The organism is Pedobacter sp. CG_S7, assembly GCF_040544395.1.
In the GTDB taxonomy this organism is placed as follows: Bacteria; Bacteroidota; Bacteroidia; order Sphingobacteriales; family Sphingobacteriaceae; genus Pedobacter.
Genome location: NZ_JBEONS010000045.1, coordinates 1 through 17,180 on the forward strand (window position 1 = coordinate 1; position 17,180 = coordinate 17,180).

A 17,180-nucleotide genomic window follows, 5' to 3' on the forward strand; every position below is an offset into this window, starting at 1 on the left:
ATCCGCCGAAATGTCAGTAAAAGTCTTAAAACTTTTTACGACAACCCGAAATTGGAAACCATTACTGGGGGGTCAACATGCACCAGAATATCCAAAAGGTATATTTTATGGTAATAGTTCGTTAGCATATATATTTTATATGCGTCTCCATATACTTTTTTTATTAAACAAAATAAAAAATTATTAACCCCGCTTTAACGATTTGTCAATTAATGTGTTTTTCGCAACTTTATCCAGCTGGATATGCTACCACACGAAAGGATCCGTGTAGTAGCATGAAATAAAGAGCACTGCTCGATTGGGAATTATTAGATTTTCTCTATAAAATCCAGGTATAGTGGTACACTTTTCTCAACTAATTCTTCTGAATTGTTCAGCTCTATTCCATAGTAGGTAAAAAAACCTCTATAATCCGCTTTGATATATTCAAAAGTCAATTCAAATGGTGCTAAAAGTTGTTTTAAAGTATATTTGTACTTCCCATCAATAGAATATTCTTTCTCATCTATTCCTGCGGAAATAGCAAGAGCTATTTTCTTATTTCCCATTTTATAACCGCTCTTACTACCATAGGCCCAACCATAAGTTAATACATCATCTAACCATTTCTTGAAAAGTGGCGGACAGTTGAACCAATAAAAGGGGAACTGGAATATAATTTTATTATACGTTTCAATGAGCCGCTGTTCCTTTTCAATGTTTATTTCTTCATTTGGATATTCACTGTACAAATCATGTATGTGGTACCTATCCGGATACTTTTGCAGTTCTTTTATCCATCTTTTATTGATATCAGACTCTTCAAGGTTAGGGTGTGTAAAGATGACCAATGTTTTATTTACTTTCATGTTGTCTTTTGTATAGCTTTTAATTATAAACTACTTTTGCCATTTTATTTGTTTTTGACAAAACTACAAAGAGCACCTGCAAATCCGTACCTTAGCAACGAATTGTATGGTACTAACAAAAATGTAAGTATGAGTAAGATCAAAGAAACCTCCACCAATTACGAGAATAAGCAAACCCTTAGTGCGGATTGTGTTGAAATTTATGCGGCTACCCTGATCAGCGGGCAGTGGACTTTGGCTATCTGTTGCCATTTATCCTATGGAAAGCTACGGTTTGGCGAATTGAGAAAGCGTATTCCAAACATCACCGAGCGTATGCTCACGTTACAATTGCGAAAATTGGAAGAAAACAAATTGGTAAAAAGAACAGTATATGCACAAGTACCACCAAAAGTAGAATATGAACTAACAAAAAGTGGACAACAGCTTCGCCCAATCTTAAACCAATTAGAAGAATGGGGAAAGAACCACCAACAATGGCAGGCCGAATAATGTTTATAGCTTACCAAAGAAGTCGTATCAATACTAAATAACAGACACAATGGCAGTTTCACCTTCTCCCGTTTTATCTTGATATACATGCCAGTAAACTGATACCTAACTTATATATTTTCTGACTATCTCTCACTATCCATACAATTGAGGAGTAGAAAACGACATGGGAACCCAGTCAAACCCTTCGTCTTTTTTGACTATATAACCCAGTCCCGGCCATGGCAAATGACAGGACATAGTCAAGCCTTTACTCATCGCTTGCTCTTGTAATATGCGCTGTCTAGTAGCTACACCCTTTTCAAAATGGATATCCCATTCCGTTCCCCATTCAGGATGTGAAAGCAATAAACTGGTATGTACCGTATCTACGATATGTCTCATCTCTTGGTTTTCTGAAAAAATGGTAAGCACAGGATGCCCTGGTGTATGACCTTCCGCTAGCTCTGTCTTAATACAATCAAACAACGTTTCTCCGATTATAAAAAGCTTCATTTTGTCTTTAATAGCGGCAATGATGCTTCGAGCCAAAAGAACACTTCCTGTATTGGAACCTGTATTTTTACTTTTGGAAAAATCAGGATGATCTGACATCCAAAAATCATATTCCAACTGAGGTAAATAATAGTTCGCATTCTGAAATACCTTTTTCCCTGCTGCATCAAGAATACCACCGATATGATCTACATGGAGGTGAGTAATAAATATATCTGTTACTTCCTCTGGTTTGATTCCTGCGGAAATTAGATTTTCTAAAAACTTTCCTGCCTGATCTCCAATTGCCGGTCCACTTCCTGTGTCGATAATAATAATCTTCTTTTCCTTGCGAATCACCAAAATATTAATGGCAGTATCTACAACACCAGGTAACATAAAACTATCCACCATAGCCGCGTTCACTTTTTCTTTAGCAATTCCTGGCGCAATTATAGGTTGTGCAGGACTGATCAAGATGTGACCATCTGTAACAACTAGCAGTTCCAATTTTCCTAAACGAAATTTAATATAGACCCCTGTGGCATTTCCGTTTGCATTATTTTTTGAAGCATTAGCATATGATCTAAATATAGGCAGAGATGTCAGAACTCCTAACGCTCCTGCTTTTAACACTTCTCTTCTTTTCATTCTGTTTTTTCTGTAAAGGTATTTTAATGATATCTTTGTATCAAGTATGCACTTTTTTGTATCCTACATACCAAAAAGTTACCATGCAGTATATCAACTAGATAAAATTCAATAATGAAAAATAAAAATATTGACACACCAATTTGTTCGGTTGATTATGCCTTCAGGAGAATAGGGGGAAAATATAAAGGCCGCATTTTGTGGTACCTGTACAATCACAAAATCATGCGTTATGGCGAACTCCGAAAAACACTTACTGACATTACCCCTAAAATGCTTACACAGACTTTAAGAGAACTGGAAAGTGACAATTTGGTTAATAGAAAAGTATATCAAGAGGTACCTCCCAAAGTTGAATATTCGTTGACTGCTGTTGGACAGGAATTAATTCCTTTCATTAATCATTTAAGGGAATGGGGAGATAAACAAATAGAAAACGAAAATGGAAAAATAAAGTTGGAGTGTTAAATTATGAATTTATCTCATAATAAATGCAGCTTACATCAATAAAATATAAGGGCTTTACATCGACATAGTGGAATCATTATGGATTACGTTGCTGTGAGAATCATTTTCTTGATTTGCATTTTCTGTATGTGGTGGTGTTTCCCTAAATCTTTAAGTTTAATTCAGTATTAATTACGAAAAAAGGGTAGAAGAATCTAGTTCTTCTACCCTTTTCTTGAACCTTAATTCCCGAAAGGGACTTTTTCTTGTCTTCTAATATCTTCCGCCATTTATTTGTTTTTCATCAAATAGGTTTTCCAATCTGTTAGACCAGTTTTCCAATAAATCTTTTCTGTCTTGATCAGACAGGTGAGCTACACTGTAGTTAACCTGTGGAGTAAGCAATGAAAAGCCCAAATATTCCAACATTCCGCGGTGTACGGGTCTTAAAATACCTTCTATGTCGCCATAGTTTCCGGTTGGCACGTAATAAGCGGCTGGACTACCAGTAGTGATTGAAAGCAAAGCTTTTTTACCAATAAACTTACCACTTACAAACGGTATGTGACCTCCGCCATAAATTTTGCCACTAGCAAAAACACGGTCAACCCAGCCTTTTAAGATGGCAGGTACCGAAGACCACCACAAAGGAAATTGCCAAATCATCAGGTCACACCACTCTAACTTCTCTTGTTCATCTGCAATTGTGTTAATAAACCCATTGTGCTTCGTAGCATAAATCTCCTCAAGTCCCAATTTTAGGTATGAGTGATCCTGTACCGTCGTAAAATTGTGCCTGTTCGATACCGGGTTGAAATTCATTTCATACAAATCCGAGGTTTTCACTTGGTGTCCTGACTTTCGCAAAGTTTCAATTGTTGTGTCAAACATTGCGCCGTTAAAACTTTTTTGTTCAGGATGAGCAAATACTATTAAAATTTTCATATTAATTATTTTTAAGCAAAATTATACATATAAAAACCCTTACATTATGTATAAACTTTCCCAAGTTCAGTATATTTGTCCCATGAGTGATGCAAAATTGTACGAGCCCTACTCGGTTTCTTTTGAGACACGGGATGAATGTCCAATACAGGAACATAGGCACAGTTTCTTTGAGCTTGTCTACATTCTTTCGGGGTCAGGAAGACATCATGTAAACCAGCATACGTTCGATTATAAATCCGGACATCTGTTTTTGATTACGCCTAATGATATGCACAGGTTTAATGTCGAAATCACAACCCAGTTTTTCTTCCTGCGGTTTTCCAATATTTACGTCAAGTCAAAAGCTTTACAGATCGAAAATATTCAACGCCTTGAATTTATACTTCAGAATGCTAATCATAAGCCTGGATGTATCCTGAAAAACCAAACGGATAAGAGTTTGGTCAGGCCTCTCATAGAAGCGTTGGTAAGGGAATACGAAAATAGGGACCTCTACGATCAGGAAATTATCCAACAGCTGGTCAACACTCTGATTATAGTTGTGGCGAGAAATATAGCCAAATACCTGCCCGAAAAGATCGGCGATAACTCGGACGATAAGATTGTCTCAATTCTGAATTACATTCAAACCAATATTTACGAGCCCGAAAAAATACGTACAGAAATAGTCTGCAAGCATTTTGGTATTTCATCAAATTACCTTGGTCGCTATTTTAAAAAACATTGTGGCGAAACGAAGCAATCCTATATTACTAATTATAAAACCTCGTTGATAGAACATCGCTTAAGGCATAGTGATAAGCGGATCAGTGAAATTGTATTGGAATTTGGTTTTACGGACGAAAGTCATCTGAATAAGTTTTTTAAACAGCAAAGAGGTATCAGTCCAAAAAGTTATAGAATTCAATTTTTAAATGGGAATCCCACTATTTAAGCAAATCCTTCTCCTATAATATTTATGTTTGCAATTATTAGATGATTCAAATAACTGCAAACTTTCGGATTCAACGAACGGCACTACTGATTTTAATAAATTAAAGATTGTTCATTTTACGGATCAGTTCAGTCTTGGTGGTTACCTCGGCCTTGCTGAAGATATTCTGTACATGTTTATTGACGGTTCGTTCAGAGATAAAGAGTTTCTCTGCAATCTCTCGATATTTTAATCGTTGACAGATCAGGACGACCACATCTTCTTCCCTTGTGGTCAGTCTAAATTTTTCACTGTTCATCGCTATAAAAGAAGGATTAATTGGCATCAATTCAAGTTCCAGATATAATTCATTTTCCTTTCTTGTTTTTCTGACAGACTTCCATATAAACATCCCTGTAATGATCAAAAAACCCAGATTGGCAAAAAGAACTTCCACCAATTGACTGAAATTAAAATAAGCGATCAGGGTCATTAGTGCCCATGGAGCCACTGCACAATAAACAGCAATCTTCTCTATGTAGAATACACGGTTCTGGCTTTCTCGGTAGCGTTCTTTTATCGCAATTAATATCGCACGCAATAAAACAATGGAATAGAAAAAAGGGACAACAATTCCGTAGTTGACCGCAATATCCAGATTATCATTCATGGAATACGAAATGATGAAGAATACCACATAAGGGAGCAGCAGGAATAATATAACCCCATAAATGGCATGAAAACGTAATAATTTTAGCTCAAAAGCCCGATAAAAATAAAACGGAAAGTAAGAGGCCATGAGAAAGCCAGAGCCGTAAGCAATAATATTCTGAAAACGTATGGATATGGCCATTATTTCGGGATCAGGGAATAGCCCTCCGGTAATGTTATAAATGATAAGGAGAAAAAGTAAGATCAAATACCAGAAACGGGGTTTATCATCCGGTTGATTCAGGTAATATCCAAGTTGCACACCGAACATGACCAGTTCCAAGATGACAAACAATAAAGTAACGATGTGCATTTCTGTTCCGAATATTAGCATAGCTCTACTTTAGTGGTATTTAGAAAAAACAGGGTACACTCCTTCTCCAGCTTGTCATAAATTCTATTACAACATTTTTATCGTCTGAGTTTACCTTTATCATAAATTGAATTTATTCGTTGATTCATTTTCGATGACTTACTTAATCATCCATTTCAGGACAATCAAAAGCCTGAACAATAGCGAAAACTCCGGTCTCTGCCGGAGTTTTTATAGATTTGTTATGCAATTGACCATACCGAGAACAGTACACTGACAAAAATAACATTTGCTACTTATATGGAATTTGGAGATTAACAACTACTTTTCCAACAGTATGGCCTGTTTCGATTTGCAGGTGGGCCTTATCCATTTCTTTAAATCCGAACACATGGGAGATATGAGGTTTGATGATCTCTTTCTCCAACAGAGAGGCGATGGTTTGCATATTACGGCCACTTGAATAAACAGACATAAAATAACAGGCATGCAGTTGTTTTTGACGGGCGGCGGCTTCGTCATCCAATGTATGACCGGAAGGCAATGTCACAATGGTTCCAAAAGGTTTGAGCACATGTACCGACTTTTGAAAGTTTTCCCCACCGATAGCTTCAAGTACAAAATCAACATCGTCCAGAACCTCTTCAAAACAAACTGCTTTATAATCGATATGCTCATCGGCTCCCAGTCCGAGCACAAACTCTCTGTTGGCTGCGGTTGCTGTCGCAATTACATACGCTCCCAGATGCTTGGCGATCTGCACAGCAAAATGGCCGACCCCACCGGAGGCTGCATGTATAAGGACGCGGTCTTTGGGTCTTAGTTTCCCATAACTATCAAAGGCCTGCCAAGCAGTCAAGGCAGCTAAGGTACTGGCGGCTGCCTCCAAATGATTGATATTTTCAGGCTTTAAGGCCAATTGGTCTGCTGATGCAGCAACATACTCCGCATAAGCTTTTCCATGGCCTACAAAATTTACCATGCCAAAGACCTCATCACCGAGTTGGAACTTGGTAACTTCATCACCGACCTTCACGACCTCTCCGGAAACATCCCAACCCAAGATCAAAGGATGGTGTCCCGCCAAATCCTCTGCTAATGGGGCTTCCCTGCTACGAACCTTAACATCCACGGGATTGACACTGATTGCCTTAGCCTTAATCAGCACTTCATTTGCCTTGATTTCAGGCTTTTCTACTTCTTTGTAACGGAGGTTTTCGACACCTCCAAATTTTTCCAATACGATTGCTTTCATATCATTTTTGTTTTTATACAAACATAGACCGTTAAAATATCAGATTACAGGTATATTTCGAGCCTATTTGGGTATCTTTGCAACATGGCAAGGGAAAATCTTTACCAAGCACTTGAAGTGTTCTATGAAAGGGTAGACGAGTGTCCGCTACGTGACAGGCAGTTTAACTTTTTTGAATTGGTTCATGTTATATCCGGTAATGGGGATCATGCTGTAAATGGAAATAGGGTACCTTATTTCCCCGGTGATCTGTTTTTGATTACGCCCAATGATCGCCATGAATTTGATTTGGAAGGTGTATGCGAATTTATGGTGATCCGCTTCGGTGAAAACTACGTGGGGGAATACCAATGGCAGAGCATTGACCATATCGAATGTCTGTTATACAATGCATCCCATTTATCGGCTTCGGTCTTGGTCAACAACGAAGATAAAAAAACCGTCCATTCGTTGATCCAGAATCTGAAACATACTTTAGAGGGTAATCAGCTCTACAGCGAGGATTTGGTCCGCCACTTGGTGAACTCAATCATCGTAATTGCGGCAAGGAACATATCCATTATAAAGCCACAGGGCATTTCTTCAAATGTAGATGAACGCATTCTGCGAATACTGGATTATATCCAAGAGCAAATTCATCATCCCGACCGATTGAAAATCGTCGTAATCGCTAAGAAATTCGGATTGTCGCCAACTTACCTTGGTGGTTATTTTCGTAGGCAATGTGGCGAAACTATTCAACAATACATCTCATCTTATAAGATCCGATTGATAGAACACAGATTGCGGTTCAGTGATAAAAGGGTACATGAGATTGCCGATGAATTTGGATTTGCCGATGAAAGCCATATAAATAAGTTTTTCAAACGACACAAAGGGATGAGTCTAAGAGGATATAGAAATCAAGTTCCGAACGGAAATTCCTTTAGTAATGTTTTCTCAAAATGATGAGTTAAATTATACCAATAAAATACAATGGTGTTTTACATCGACATCGTGGAACCGTTATGGGTTACGTTGCTATGAGAATCATTTCCTTGATTTTCACCTTCTGTGTGTGGTGGCACATCTACCCTATTATTACTGTTTAAGTTTTTTAATTCATTGTCAAATAAATCTTCAATATCCTGCTTGATCTTTTTGTAATTTTCTTCAATATCCTGTAGGTTAACTTCCGCAATTACAGGTATTGGCTGATAGGCATCTTCTTCGACTTTAATGCTTGCGTGGTCATTCTGGATTTCACTATGAAATACCTTTAGCCTGATTTTACAATCGGGATTATCGGCAACAATACCCACGAACTCCCCAGAGGAAAGAGAAGCAATTTTTGATGCTGGTATGGCATAATCCAATTGAGTTGAGTTAGATATAGAAATATCCGAGCTATTAATACTCATACTTTGTCTATCTTGCATAATCTTACCAAAGGTTTCTGATAGTTTGCGTGCTGTGTCACCATTAACCTGTCCACTAATAATATTACCGACTATACCTGTTATCACATCTGCCTGCTCTCCACCATAATCCTTTTTAAGCTGACTGAAATCCTGAACCGCCAAAGTCGTGGCAACTTTGTTGCTCCGAGCGGTAGCAATCAAGCTGTCCATATTATTAAAGTATATCGTTGGAAATTCATCAAAAACCAAGCTGCTTTTTAATTGGTCTTTCCGATTGACCAGTTTGATCATACGAGAGATATAAAGGGAAAGGACTGCCCCATAGGTTTGCAGTTTCTGTGGATTGTTGCCAATGCAGACAATCTTTGGTTTTAGCGGATTATTCACATCAAGCGTAAAATCATTACCGCTCAACACGTAATAGAGTTGCGGGGACGACAGTCTTGCCAACCCGATTTTTGCACTGGCAATCTGCCCTTCCAGTTGCTCCTTGGCCTTATTTTGAAAAGCGGAAACAAACGGATTGATCAAAACCTTTATTTCCTCTTCCTGTTGCAGAATGGCAAACAGTGGGTCGTAATCGGCTTGCATCAATTCGATCACATGAGGCAATGTACAATACTTTCCATTCTCATACCTGCGCAAATACCAGATAATAGCTGTTAGAAAGTTGATAGGACTCTCCACAAAGAAATCACCCTGTTTCTTAATCCAGTCTCTGTTCAGTCCCAGCATGATGGTACGGCTAGCCTCTGTTGCATCGGTAATGTCCTCCATTCCTGCCGGGTCAAGTGGATTACATCGGTGGGTACGGCTGAGATCGTCAAAGTTGATGAGGTAAAATGTAGGCTTGATCTTGTAGCTGTCCTTGTATTTCAGCAGTTTGTTGTAGGCTATTTTTGAAAGGTCGTCATATTTAAAGTCATAAATAAACATGGTAAAACCCTTTTTGATATGCTGGTCGATGATGTTGCGGATGACAAAATAGGATTTACCAGCTCCGGGTGTTCCGGCAACGAGCATCCCACGGAAGGGGTTGATAAAATTGATCCAGCTGTCCCGAACTTTGTTTTTTAACCTGTACTTTGCTGGTAAGTTGATTGAATACTCATTTTCCAGAAGTCGTTCTTCCTGCGGAAAGGTTTCGTTATCGGTATTGAAAATATCCGTTTTCAGCTTATTCCTGATCAGCCTTGACAATAGGCCTCCACCTGTCAATACCAGCATGTAACCTATTGAGGTAATACCTATATAAAGCATAGCCGTAATATTTGGTGCGGCATTCAGGTAAAAGCACAATACACTGATAAAATATAACAGCAATCCGGTAAGCAGGTAGGCGATAATGGCATTTACCGGTATCTTCTCGTCTTTTTTGCCCTTTATACCAATGAGCGATATAGTCAGGAACAGTAGTGCGGCCAGTTTGGGACTGGTCATGTTGTTGAACAATCCCGTTTTCGCAATATTGGCGATGATGCGGTCGCTGATTTCTGCTGTCCAGCCCCATTGTTCAAATGCCACGTAACAGCAGAGGTAAAAATGGATGGTCAATATAAAAATGCTGATGAGCCGGGTAAAATCTATAATCTTTCTTAGTCCCTGTGTATCTTCTCCTGTGTTCATTTTAATTGTGATTAGATATGAGTATTGAGATTGGATGGCTATCTTGAAAATCCCTGTCCCTTTTTTCTTTTCTTCCTTTTTTGTCCCGTGGCAGGGGCATAATCGGTTTCTGTCCTGCCTAACAGGTCTTTCAGGTAATGGGTCGGTGCCAGGGGTTCGAGATAGGTCTTGGTGCTTTCTTCGTTTGCCAGTTTGAGATAGGTTTTTTGTTTCGGTATGGGTTTGAGGTAAGTTTTTGCCTTGTCTGTATCGCCAAAACGTTCGGTCAACGCCTTTGCGCTGTAGGCTTTGCCCAGATCACTGCCATTGAAAACAGTTTTATTGCGGTGGTCGATAAAGGTTGCGCCGTAAATAAAACCCTGCTCGTTCTGGCGGAATGTGATTGCTATTTTTTGTTTCTGCAATTCGGCAACAAATGTTGCTTTTGTGAGTGTTTCGTATTTGTTTACTACCTGATCGATGCTTTTTTTCAAGTCAGCTCGATATGGTTTTCTTTTCTCCATATTCTGGACAAACTTTGTCTGTATTGTAGCTAATGTGGGTTTGTTGTAAATTGCACTTGCCTTAATGGATATTCCAATCTGCTTGCCCTTGATATCAATAATTGAATAGACCAATCCGTTCTTTTGGAACATCTGGGTATCTTCCATGCCCCGGTCGGCAATTACATTGAACTGTTTAAGGACAGCATTAAATTCTGCAAGAGAAGTAAAGCAGTAACTTCTGATCACACTGTTTACGATGTTTGTTATGGCTCTTTTGATAGCCGATTTGCCGTAAACCGCTTTTTCCAGATCGGCTGGTTTTATTCCTAACGTGTCGCTTAGGTTTCTTCCCTCTGCTTTGGTCAGGTTGTAATCTATCTCAATTTCCTTACGGGCTGTTTCTGATAAGGTTTTACCAATGTTATGGATGTCAATGCGAAGGCTGTCTGATTTGATATTTGTGGTGGTGATGTGCAAATGTGGATGGGACGCATCGGTATGCCTGTAAACCAGATAAGGCTGTTCGCCAAAACCGATTTTCTCCATGTAGGTCATTGCAATCTGCTGCAATAACTCATCGTTTAATTTATCACTCTGGTCAAAATTGAGGCTGATGTGTATGGCATTGGTCTTCACTTTTCCGTTAAACATGGTCAGATTTTCAAAGCGTTTAAGCTTACTCCCAAAATCCATTTTGCTAATCTCGCCTGCAAATCCGCTGGCCAGAATTAATCTGGCCTGTCCTTGATCGACCTTGTTTTCGTTGTAATGCAACATGCCCCTGATGCTTTTACCACTCACGATTTTTGCAACCATTTTTCTGCCAATTGGGATATAATGATCAGGAGCCTGTCCACTTTTTCATCTACCTTTTTATATTGGTCTGCAACTTTAAGCACATAAAATGCCCGGTGTGTTTCTGCTTTGTCCTGATTGAAGCTGCGTGTGATCTGGTTGATGTTGATGCCAATGGCTTTGAGTTCCCTGCGGATCAGTGCCATTTCTTCCATGGGTGTATGTAGGGAAACGTCCCTATAAAAACAGTTTATTCTGTCATTGGAAAGGATTTTTCTGGCTACCTCGGCAATGCTTTGGCAGTCGCTTACTCCATATAATTTTTCCAATCTTTTGAAAAGCTTTTCCGATACCCTGATGATGAGGTTGTGGCTTAAAATAGCGTCCTGATCTTTTAGTTTTTTTCTTGGCATGATTGACAGCTCTTTTATGAAGTTCCAGACTTTGCGAGTTCCGAGCAAAGTCCCGGCCTCAAGGACGGCAAGATGTTTTCGCATGCGAAAATACATCTTGCTATGACCACACGGTCATGCACGTAGCCGATCCTAAAGTGGTTTTGAACTTCGGTTTGTGATAGATGAATGTTAGTTAAAAAGATTGCGGTCTAAATTCGGTTGCCTTCAAGCAGACCTTTGATGTCGTCATTTTTGTAGTACATTAGTCCGCCAATTTTGGAATAGGGTATTGTGCCGTTGATGCGCAATGTCTGCAGTGTGCTTGGGGAGATTTTTAGTATTTCTCGAACCTCGTAACTCTTTAGCCATTCATTATTTGATTCCAGAAGTTTTGGTTTTCTTAATACTTCTTTTAAGTCTTGTAATAAATCTGACCTGAATTGTTTGAGGTCTTCCTTTGTGATGAATTCTATCGTTGCCATAATATTTTTGATTATTGTTTTCAATTGTATGGCAAAGGAAATGGGATTGGGTGGTATGGGTACGATAGATGTTCGTGGGTACGAACTATTTGTGTAATAGATATTTTCCTACTCGAAATGTTCCAGTGTGGTTACTACCGAGTTAGGCATGGAGTATATACTAAGTGTTTAATATGGTCTTATAATAAGCTTCTCAATATTGGCGAGGCACTTGAAAGGTTAATTTGATATGCAACTTTACTTTTTGATATTTTTAAAGATTTAAAATTGTTAGCGATTGAAATATTTAAAAAAGTTATAGACAACAATTAAAAGGAATTTAAAATAAAATATAAAGGAAAGTATAAAAGAAAATACAAATCAATATTAAATTTAATTTTATAATTTCATAAATCAATTATTATGGGTTACTGTAATGAAATAGTTTTAAACATTTTTTAAATTTTTGTAGATAAGTTATATATTTGCAATAAGATTAAAATCAATATATTTGAGCCATGGCAATTGAAATTATAAAAGCAACATTTGGAAAGGTAAAACCAAAAGCGACAATACACCTAACGGGAAAGCTTGGGTTTAATATGGAGGCTAATAATCTAATGGTCTTAGAAGCGGAGCAAGCATTTTTATTTGCAAAAGATACGGAGGATAAAAACAAATATTATCTCATTCCAGGAACAGCAGAAAATGGTGCAGGAAAGATTGCTAAAGCTGGCGCATATTATTATCTAAACTTAGGTGATGCTTTTGATACAGTTGGCTTAGATTACGTTAAAGAGATTATAAGCTTTGATATAAAGAAAGATACTCATGATGGAAATACCATCTATGTTTTGGGTAAGCGAAAGCCGACTATCAGAACCGAGAAAACTACAAAAGAGGAGGGTGAGAATTAAAAAAATAATCGAGATGTTGCTTCGACCTAACATCTCGATTTTACAAAATTACTTTTGGAAGGGTAATAGGCTGGCTAATTCACCAGCACATTTTGTGTTACAAAGATATATTTGTTTTTAATCAAAAACAAGTCCTAACACATTCCCGGTTTGTTTACGGCTGATACCGCATAATCAGCACATTTTTAAACAATTTAATCCTTTAAACATGGGAAAGTTCACTATTTTTAAAAGTCCCGCAAACGGGCAGTTCTACTTCCGCCTACGTGCGGCAAACAATGAAATCATCTTAAGCAGCGAGGGATACATTTACAAATCATCGTGCAAAGATGGAATTGAATCAGTTAAGAAAAATGCGCCACTGGACAGTAGGTACACTAAAGCCGATAAGCCTGCAAATTTTACATTCAATCTAACTGGGGCGAATGGAGAGATAATCGGCAAAAGTGAGAGCTATGTCACATCATCTGGCAGGGATAACGGCATAGCAGCCGTTAAGCGAGAAGCGCCTGGCGCTTGGACAGAGGATATTTCCTAATCGTTAAAATTTTTATGGGAAGGAGGTATTAAGTATGGCTAAGTCTAGTTATAGGTCTGCAAAAACCGGGAAGTACGTAAACAAATCGTATGCTGTTAAGCACCCGAGTACAACTGTAAAAGAATCCAACAAGGGCTCTAAATAGTTAAAGAAAAGGTTCCTTCGGGAGCCTTTCTTTTCCGGCCATCCTAACAATTAAGAAAGATAAAGTATTGATTAATTTTCAAGGCCTTATTCTTTATTTTCAATTAAGTTACTGAGTTAGTATATCTACATATTAAGAGAACTAAAATAAATAGTATTGCTACAATAATAGTGACTGAAATTTTAAAAAGATGGTTTAATTACAAGTGATACAGTTTTTTGATCGAATTTATAACCAACAGAATGTTGAAAAGTAAATGAGTTTCACTAAACTTAATAGTATTTTTTTAACGAAATTTATAATTATAGCGAAAACGGTTACGGTAATAACTATTTCGTTGGTTTCAAATTAATAATATTTATATGGCAGATTGTAGTAAATTATTTGGAGATTTTAATGATGAAATCTCAATTCCTACACTTAAAAGTGATAGGATGAAAAAATCAAAAGAAGCCTTAAGGGAAAAGGTTCGAAAATATTTTAAAGATAATCATTCTGATTACGAGCCAAAATTTTATATACAAGGTTCTTATAAAATGAAATCTGCTGTAAGAACTAAAGATGATATCTGTGATTTAGATGATGGAGTATACTTTTTTTGCGAACCTGATGTTACTGCGACAACCCTTCAAAAATGGGTTAAGGAAGCTGTTGAAGGACATACGAGTACCTCACCAGAGCATAGACAAAAATGCATCCGCAATATCTTTGTGAAAGATTACGAAATTGATATGCCTGTATATTACAAAGTAGATGGCGAAGACTATAAATTGGCAATCAAGAATACTGGATGGAAGGATGATGATCCTAAAGCTATGGTCAGTTGGTTTAACAATAAAAAAGATACAGATAATCAGCTTGTCAATATTGTTAAAGAATTAAAAGCTTGGTGTGATAATATGAGTTTTAAAATGCCAAGTGGTTTAGCTATGACTATCCTAGCAGCAAATGCTAAGGATAAATTTTACTATGGTAAGCGAAATGATATAAACCTAAAAGACACGTTAAAAGAAATTAAAAAAGCATTGGACTATGATTTCGCGTGTACTGTTCCTGTAACTCCTAACGATAATCTGTTTGTCGATTACGATGGGAATAATTTTTTATCTGCGTTGGATGACTTTATAAATAATGCAGAAGAAGCGCTTAAGGAGCAAAATGAGCTTAAAGCAAGTGAATTGTGGCGAAAACATCTTGGGACAAGATTTCCATTAGGAGAGGATAAAGAGGCTAACTCAGCAAGAAATGCTTCGTTACTTGCGGGAGGAGCTTCTTCAAATCCATTTTCATATTAGTGGATTTGTTTAGAGCAGAACTTGATGAAATAGTAAATGATTATCCAAGGTTAAATATTGTTGAGAATGGATTGCAAGTGTTTCTTTCAGGGGAGTTAAGTATTTATGATGAAAGCATCTGTCTTTTAGATACTTATGAGTTAGAAATTCATCCTGCATCAGAATATCCGTATAAGTTTCCAATTGTGTATGAAATTGGTTCTAAAATTCCTAGAAACATAGATTGGCATATTTATGAGGGTAAGGGAAATTGTTGTATAAAAGTTATGCCTGAGGAAACAATAATTTGCCTAGAAGGTATAACTTTAAAACTATTCATAGAGCAACAGTTAAAGCCATATCTATTCAATCAAACCTTCAGAAGGGAGAATGGATATTTTATTAACGAAAGATCTCATGGTGTAAAAGGTTTAATAGAATATTTCAGTGGTATTTTATTGACTTCAGATATAAAAAAAATAGAATATCTGCTTGGATATATACTTTTTAAAGATGAGCTAAGTAGGGTTGCAGATTGTTTTTGTGGAAGTGGGAGAAAATATAGGAAATGCCATAGGGATGGTTATAGGTTACTTTCTAAAATTGGCAGAGAAGATTTATTGCTGTACCTAAAGGCCATCATGAAACATTCTACATTAATTAATAAATGATTTATTTTATATGACAGATTTAAGGCCGAAAGTTTTTATTGGATCATCAACAGGTGGTTATGAAATAGCTAAAAAAGTCAAAGGATATTTATTTTCTGATTGTGATTGCCATACTTGGAAAGACAATGGCGTTTGGGAGACGAACAAGAGTACTTTTGATAATTTGTTGAGGATAGCAACATTTTTTGATTTTGGAGTATTTGTCGCAACAGCTGATGATTTGACAATGGATAACAAAGATAATGTTGTAATAGAGCCTAGGGACAACGTTATTTTAGAGATGTCCCTATTCTTGGGAGCACTAGGTCAATATAAGTCTTTCTTGCTGGTAGAAGAAGGTATAAAGCTTCCAACAGATTTTAATGGAATTTATATGCCAAGATTTAAACCAATTGACGAAAAATCTATAGAAAATGGATGCAAAGAGTTCATTGATAAGATTAATGAACATTATAAATTAGGTCATCTAAGTTTATATCCAACAACTGCTTTGGCGATAGGTTATTATAAAAATTTTATCGAAGGTATGGTTGAGAGCATTCAAAATGCTGATGATATTGAATTTAATGAAAGGACTTTTACAAGTTTTAAGCTAAAGGTAGTTATACCTAAAGATTTGAAAGGAAATATTCGTCAAAAAGCATCTTTGTTTTATAAAAGGCATGGTCTATCAGAAAATACATTAAAAACAAAATACAGAAAACATCCAACTTGGTTTCATTTAGATCCAGATGATGCGCCCAATGGTTTAATGTATGACATGCCAAGTACGCTAACAGGAATTGATGATGCAATTGAAATGATTTTAAAAAAAGGTTTTACCGGAAGAACTGCAATGCAAGAAATCATAGAAGAAAGGGAATTAAATAATTTTAGGCGCGTTTTGCAAATTCAAATAGATAAAAGTCCTTATGCTCAAGAGGTAGTTGAAATTGTCGACGAATTCTAACAACAAAGTGAAACTAAAAACATTGTTAAAAATTTCGATTTTAAATCTTGTTTTACTATATTTGCATCATCAAAACGTCTTTGATTTCAATTAAATGATGTGTTTAACACATGAAACTACTTAAAACAAAGTAGAATATATGTACCCGATTCGGTGTCCTTTTATTGAAAAATGTATAGATAAAACATCTAAGTAATTAGATAACAACATATTAAAAAGGGAAAGCTAAATCCTGCCACCCCGACAACTTCCAGTTCATCTGGATGCAAAAGCCTCTAAATATCACTATTTAGGGGCTTTTTTGCTTTTAATCAGTTCATATTAATCCGTTTTAATCCATAGTGAAGTTGCTACATTTGACTAGAGGGATTTAGTTGGGATCAATGCCAAATGTTGTGGGCTGATGGAGTTTTTTCTGAATTTAAGCATATAACTGAGTGAGCCTGTAAAGAAAGAATTCTATGTTCTTCAC

19 protein-coding genes are annotated in these 17,180 nt (G+C 37.0%); 10 read left to right on the forward strand and 9 right to left on the reverse strand.

What is annotated here, in order from left to right:
- On the forward strand, positions 1 to 187 hold a 187-nt coding region (locus AAKU52_RS15710; protein WP_354335256.1), incomplete at its 5' end, for a hypothetical protein.
- Positions 188 to 308: 121 nt separating this feature from the next.
- Here AAKU52_RS15710 and AAKU52_RS15715 read toward each other — a convergent pair.
- Positions 309 to 848, reverse strand: coding sequence for an NAD(P)H-dependent oxidoreductase (locus tag AAKU52_RS15715; RefSeq protein ID WP_354335258.1), 540 nt, complete (start codon positions 846 to 848; stop codon positions 309 to 311).
- Positions 849 to 977: 129 nt separating this feature from the next.
- Between AAKU52_RS15715 and AAKU52_RS15720 the strand changes: the two genes are divergently transcribed.
- The gene (locus AAKU52_RS15720; RefSeq protein ID WP_354335260.1) at positions 978 to 1,340 is read left to right on the forward strand and encodes a winged helix-turn-helix transcriptional regulator; all 363 of its coding nucleotides are present in this window, start codon (positions 978 to 980) and stop codon (positions 1,338 to 1,340) included.
- A 135-nt stretch (positions 1,341 to 1,475) separates the two neighbouring features.
- Here AAKU52_RS15720 and AAKU52_RS15725 read toward each other — a convergent pair whose 3' ends face one another.
- Positions 1,476 to 2,465, reverse strand: a complete 990-nt coding sequence (locus AAKU52_RS15725; RefSeq protein WP_354335262.1) for an MBL fold metallo-hydrolase — start codon at positions 2,463 to 2,465, stop codon at positions 1,476 to 1,478.
- A 114-nt stretch (positions 2,466 to 2,579) separates the two neighbouring features.
- Here AAKU52_RS15725 and AAKU52_RS15730 point away from each other — a divergent pair, with 114 nt between their 5' ends.
- Positions 2,580 to 2,933 carry a winged helix-turn-helix transcriptional regulator gene (locus tag AAKU52_RS15730; RefSeq protein ID WP_354335264.1) on the forward strand — a complete coding sequence of 118 codons (354 nt, stop codon included), beginning with the start codon at positions 2,580 to 2,582 and terminating at the stop codon, positions 2,931 to 2,933.
- A gap of 252 nt (positions 2,934 to 3,185) precedes the next feature.
- On the opposite strand, the gene AAKU52_RS15735 is transcribed toward AAKU52_RS15730, so the two are convergent.
- The gene (locus AAKU52_RS15735; protein WP_354335266.1) at positions 3,186 to 3,857 is read right to left on the reverse strand and encodes an NAD(P)H-dependent oxidoreductase; all 672 of its coding nucleotides are present in this window, start codon (positions 3,855 to 3,857) and stop codon (positions 3,186 to 3,188) included.
- Positions 3,858 to 3,903: 46 nt separating this feature from the next.
- Here AAKU52_RS15735 and AAKU52_RS15740 point away from each other — a divergent pair, with 46 nt between their 5' ends.
- The gene (locus AAKU52_RS15740; RefSeq protein WP_354335268.1) at positions 3,904 to 4,794 is read left to right on the forward strand and encodes a helix-turn-helix domain-containing protein; all 891 of its coding nucleotides are present in this window, start codon (positions 3,904 to 3,906) and stop codon (positions 4,792 to 4,794) included.
- Positions 4,795 to 4,894: 100 nt separating this feature from the next.
- Here AAKU52_RS15740 and AAKU52_RS15745 read toward each other — a convergent pair whose 3' ends face one another.
- Together AAKU52_RS15745 and AAKU52_RS15750 are read right to left on the reverse strand one after the other, a co-directional pair.
- A complete protein-coding gene (locus AAKU52_RS15745) occupies positions 4,895 to 5,818 on the reverse strand; it encodes a response regulator transcription factor (protein WP_354335271.1) in 924 nt (307 codons plus the stop codon).
- A gap of 271 nt (positions 5,819 to 6,089) precedes the next feature.
- On the reverse strand, positions 6,090 to 7,052 hold the full coding sequence (locus tag AAKU52_RS15750) for an NADP-dependent oxidoreductase (RefSeq protein ID WP_354335273.1): 963 nt from the start codon (positions 7,050 to 7,052) through the stop codon (positions 6,090 to 6,092).
- Between the two features lie 84 nt (positions 7,053 to 7,136).
- Between AAKU52_RS15750 and AAKU52_RS15755 the strand changes: the two genes are divergently transcribed.
- Positions 7,137 to 8,000, forward strand: a complete 864-nt coding sequence (locus AAKU52_RS15755) for an AraC family transcriptional regulator (protein ID WP_354335274.1) — start codon at positions 7,137 to 7,139, stop codon at positions 7,998 to 8,000.
- Positions 8,001 to 8,035: 35 nt separating this feature from the next.
- Here AAKU52_RS15755 and mobC read toward each other — a convergent pair whose 3' ends face one another.
- The 4 genes from mobC to AAKU52_RS15775 all read right to left on the reverse strand — a co-directional run bounded on the left by mobC (position 8,036) and on the right by AAKU52_RS15775 (position 12,235).
- Positions 8,036 to 10,078 (reverse strand): conjugal transfer protein MobC, encoded by a 2,043-nt coding sequence (gene mobC, locus AAKU52_RS15760; protein ID WP_354335276.1) that lies wholly within the window; start codon positions 10,076 to 10,078, stop codon positions 8,036 to 8,038.
- A 38-nt stretch (positions 10,079 to 10,116) separates the two neighbouring features.
- Positions 10,117 to 11,379 carry a relaxase/mobilization nuclease domain-containing protein gene (locus tag AAKU52_RS15765; RefSeq protein ID WP_354335277.1) on the reverse strand — a complete coding sequence of 421 codons (1,263 nt, stop codon included), beginning with the start codon at positions 11,377 to 11,379 and terminating at the stop codon, positions 10,117 to 10,119.
- A complete protein-coding gene (locus AAKU52_RS15770) occupies positions 11,361 to 11,771 on the reverse strand; it encodes a plasmid mobilization relaxosome protein MobC (RefSeq protein ID WP_354335279.1) in 411 nt (136 codons plus the stop codon). Before AAKU52_RS15770 ends, AAKU52_RS15765 begins: the two co-directional genes overlap by 19 nt.
- Positions 11,772 to 11,962: 191 nt before the next feature.
- Complete coding sequence (locus AAKU52_RS15775) at positions 11,963 to 12,235, reverse strand: helix-turn-helix domain-containing protein (protein WP_354335281.1); 273 nt, start codon at positions 12,233 to 12,235, stop codon at positions 11,963 to 11,965.
- Between the two features lie 497 nt (positions 12,236 to 12,732).
- On the opposite strand from AAKU52_RS15775, the gene AAKU52_RS15780 reads away from it, so the two are divergent.
- From AAKU52_RS15780 to AAKU52_RS15800, 5 genes are all read left to right on the forward strand, one after another.
- Positions 12,733 to 13,131, forward strand: coding sequence for a hypothetical protein (locus AAKU52_RS15780; protein WP_354335283.1), 399 nt, complete (start codon positions 12,733 to 12,735; stop codon positions 13,129 to 13,131).
- 208 nt (positions 13,132 to 13,339) lie between these two features.
- Complete coding sequence (locus tag AAKU52_RS15785; protein WP_354335285.1) at positions 13,340 to 13,669, forward strand: YegP family protein; 330 nt, start codon at positions 13,340 to 13,342, stop codon at positions 13,667 to 13,669.
- Between the two features lie 507 nt (positions 13,670 to 14,176).
- Positions 14,177 to 15,109: a CBASS cGAMP synthase gene (locus AAKU52_RS15790; protein ID WP_354335288.1), complete on the forward strand. Its 933-nt coding sequence runs from the start codon at positions 14,177 to 14,179 to the stop codon at positions 15,107 to 15,109.
- Positions 15,109 to 15,759, forward strand: coding sequence for an SEC-C domain-containing protein (locus AAKU52_RS15795; RefSeq protein WP_354335290.1), 651 nt, complete (start codon positions 15,109 to 15,111; stop codon positions 15,757 to 15,759). The genes AAKU52_RS15790 and AAKU52_RS15795 overlap by 1 nt, the downstream gene beginning before the upstream one ends.
- Before the next feature lie 10 nt (positions 15,760 to 15,769).
- Positions 15,770 to 16,708: an STING domain-containing protein gene (locus tag AAKU52_RS15800; protein WP_354335292.1), complete on the forward strand. Its 939-nt coding sequence runs from the start codon at positions 15,770 to 15,772 to the stop codon at positions 16,706 to 16,708.
- Positions 16,709 to 17,180: the final 472 nt, after the last annotated feature.

Bases quoted from the DNA above. Each gene is read 5' to 3' on its own strand.
- AAKU52_RS15755 (WP_354335274.1), top strand. From the start codon at position 7,137: ATGGCAAGGGAAAATCTTTACCAAGCACTTGAAGTGTTCTATGAAAGG.
- AAKU52_RS15800 (WP_354335292.1), top strand. From the start codon at position 15,770: ATGACAGATTTAAGGCCGAAAGTTTTTATTGGATCATCAACAGGTGGT.
- AAKU52_RS15725 (WP_354335262.1), bottom strand. From the start codon at position 2,465: ATGAAAAGAAGAGAAGTGTTAAAAGCAGGAGCGTTAGGAGTTCTGACA.
- AAKU52_RS15780 (WP_354335283.1), top strand. From the start codon at position 12,733: ATGGCAATTGAAATTATAAAAGCAACATTTGGAAAGGTAAAACCAAAA.
- AAKU52_RS15745 (WP_354335271.1), bottom strand. From the start codon at position 5,818: ATGCTAATATTCGGAACAGAAATGCACATCGTTACTTTATTGTTTGTC.
- AAKU52_RS15740 (WP_354335268.1), top strand. From the start codon at position 3,904: ATGTATAAACTTTCCCAAGTTCAGTATATTTGTCCCATGAGTGATGCA.
- AAKU52_RS15750 (WP_354335273.1), bottom strand. From the start codon at position 7,052: ATGAAAGCAATCGTATTGGAAAAATTTGGAGGTGTCGAAAACCTCCGT.
- AAKU52_RS15785 (WP_354335285.1), top strand. From the start codon at position 13,340: ATGGGAAAGTTCACTATTTTTAAAAGTCCCGCAAACGGGCAGTTCTAC.
- AAKU52_RS15730 (WP_354335264.1), top strand. From the start codon at position 2,580: ATGAAAAATAAAAATATTGACACACCAATTTGTTCGGTTGATTATGCC.
- AAKU52_RS15715 (WP_354335258.1), bottom strand. From the start codon at position 848: ATGAAAGTAAATAAAACATTGGTCATCTTTACACACCCTAACCTTGAA.
- AAKU52_RS15735 (WP_354335266.1), bottom strand. From the start codon at position 3,857: ATGAAAATTTTAATAGTATTTGCTCATCCTGAACAAAAAAGTTTTAAC.
- AAKU52_RS15790 (WP_354335288.1), top strand. From the start codon at position 14,177: ATGGCAGATTGTAGTAAATTATTTGGAGATTTTAATGATGAAATCTCA.
- AAKU52_RS15770 (WP_354335279.1), bottom strand. From the start codon at position 11,771: ATGCCAAGAAAAAAACTAAAAGATCAGGACGCTATTTTAAGCCACAAC.
- mobC (WP_354335276.1), bottom strand. From the start codon at position 10,078: ATGAACACAGGAGAAGATACACAGGGACTAAGAAAGATTATAGATTTT.
- AAKU52_RS15775 (WP_354335281.1), bottom strand. From the start codon at position 12,235: ATGGCAACGATAGAATTCATCACAAAGGAAGACCTCAAACAATTCAGG.
- AAKU52_RS15765 (WP_354335277.1), bottom strand. From the start codon at position 11,379: ATGGTTGCAAAAATCGTGAGTGGTAAAAGCATCAGGGGCATGTTGCAT.
- AAKU52_RS15720 (WP_354335260.1), top strand. From the start codon at position 978: ATGAGTAAGATCAAAGAAACCTCCACCAATTACGAGAATAAGCAAACC.